The following is a 2,272-nucleotide window of genomic DNA, read 5'->3' on the forward strand; positions in this document are numbered from 1 at the left end:
CGGTGATATCGGTAATCGTCCAGAACCCGAATGATTTCAGGTTGGTATACCGGAACTCGATATCTTTTGCGGTCCCGTCATTACAGGTCACCTTTGTTACCCGTGGGTTGCTTGTAAGATTGTTAGCAGCTTCTGAATATACGTCAGGGAGCATGGCGGCGATAATCCGGCGGTACTCCGGATCAGGATATGCCAGTTTGGCCCATGTATCGAATGACGGGATCGCGTCTTTCGTGTAACCCGTTATTTCCGTGAATTTCTCATTGAGATAGATGACGTCTTCGTTTTTGTCCGTCCTCTTTGTCATCGCAATGCCAACCGGCATCTGGCCTACCAGTGTGCGGAACCGGCTCTCGCTCTCGCGGAGATCTTCTTCAGTTCTTTTGCGCTTGGTAATGTCCAGGACAGTGCCGATAATAGAGACAAGGTTGCCGGAATTGTCATACCGGCCCTGAAAGGTCGAATAGTAATAGCCAGTGGAATTATCCGGTCGGAGGAATCGTTGTTCGTATGTACCCGGTTCGTGGGATTCTATTGCTCTCTTTATCAGCTCTTTGTCCCGCTCATGGTCCTCAGGCCAGGGTGACCGGGCAAGGACCGAGTCGATTGTGGGTTTGAACGTGCGGGGGTCGAGACCGAAGATCCTGAATATTTCATCGGACCATTCAACATCCCCGGTTTTCACGTCCCAGGACCAGAATCCCAGGTGTGCCAGTTCCTGGGCCTCGATAAGTTTTCTCGTGGTCTCGCGGAGAGCCTCTTCTGCCAGCTTCTCACTCGTGATGTCCTGCACAACAGAACCGAACCGGTACCCCCTGGCTGTTTTAATGGGGAAGATCGTATGGCGTGAGAAGAACCGTGTGCCATCCAGTCTGGCAGCTTCGAAGACTTTGGGTTCACGAAAAACCGGAATTCCTGTTCCGAGGGCTTTTTTCATCGACTCTTTCAGTTCCGCATACATTGTGTCCGTCCGGCGTTCCGGAGGGACGAGCTGGAAGTTTACGTCCCATATGAACCTCCCGAGTGCGTCAGCCCGGGAAATACCGGAGAGCCGTTCTGATCCGGCATTCCATTCGATCACCTGCCCTTCTTCATCAATGATGGTTATTGCGTCCTGCGTTGTCTCGATGAATGAACGGAGTCGCGCTTCACTCTCGCGGAGTGCTGTTTCTGCCGTGCGGCGCCCGGTAATATCTATACCAACACCGACAAAGAAGCCAACTTTTTTTCCCTGTGTCTGCTTCACCGGTTTCCCGTGCCATTCTACGATGAAGATTTTTCCCGATTTACTGATGATGCGGTTTACATTGACGGTTGTTGTTCCGGATCTGTTTTTTTCAAAAACTGGTTGCAGACTCTCGCGGTCTTCCGGTGGGACAAACGATGTCAGGTAGTCTTTTCCCTTCACCTCGTCCTCAGTATATTCGAGTGCATCGAGAAGAGCACGGTTCATCATAAGCGTCCTGCCATTACTGTCGATAGCAACGTAAAAAGCCGGAGACGCATCCAGCAGCAGGTGAGAGAATTCCCGCTCTTCCCTGAGAGCATTCTCCGTGTTACGGAGATCAGAAATATCTGTGAAGGTGCCCTCAATAGTCTGGTCTCTCCCCTCATCTCTGATGAGATGGGCGCTTGCCAGGACCGTGATGGGTTTACCATCAATGGTTTTTGCATCGATGATCATATTCCTGACAAAGCCTTTTGACATCAGTTCTTTGAGGTATTCCTCTCGTTTATGGGGGTCCTGCCAGAATTCCGGCATCATGATTCCCCTCATGTTTTTGCTCATTTCGATGCCGAGGATACGGTTGAAGGCAAGGTTGTGTTCAATCAGACTGCCATCGAGCGTGCAGTGATAATACCCCTCGTCAAGGAGTTCCAGCGTCTCACGGAATTGATGCTCACTCTTCTTGATTGCGATCTCAACATCTTTCCGCTCTGTTATATCTTCGATCTGGGCGATGAGGTATTCCACGGAACCGTCTGCGCTCCTGAGCGCAGATACCGTGAGGCTTCCCCAGAGGGTGCTGCCGTCTTTCCGGATATAGCGTTTTTCCGTCCGGTACACTGGAATTTTTCCGTCCATGAGCATCCGGATACTTTCCATGTCCCCGGAGAGGTCGTCCGGCTGGGTGATGTCCTTCACCGTGCGGCTGATCAGCCCCCTATTTGGTTAGGCTGTCTGGATCTCCCATGCTCAGTATACAGATACGAATCTGAGTTCTTTGTTGTCAAGGTCATTTCCACTGTTAGTGTTATCTCAAGTTGTTTT

Annotated in this window: 1 protein-coding gene; it reads right to left on the reverse strand. The window is 50.9% G+C overall.

Translation table 11 applies throughout. The features are described from left to right. Positions 1-2,146, reverse strand: a 2,146-nt coding sequence (locus CW742_RS10920) for a PAS domain S-box protein (RefSeq protein ID WP_292420316.1), incomplete at its 3' end; no start/stop codon positions are given. Positions 2,147-2,272 lie beyond the last annotated feature (126 nt).

The organism is Methanoregula sp. (assembly GCF_002835825.1).
Taxonomy (GTDB): Archaea; Halobacteriota; Methanomicrobia; order Methanomicrobiales; family Methanospirillaceae; genus Methanoregula.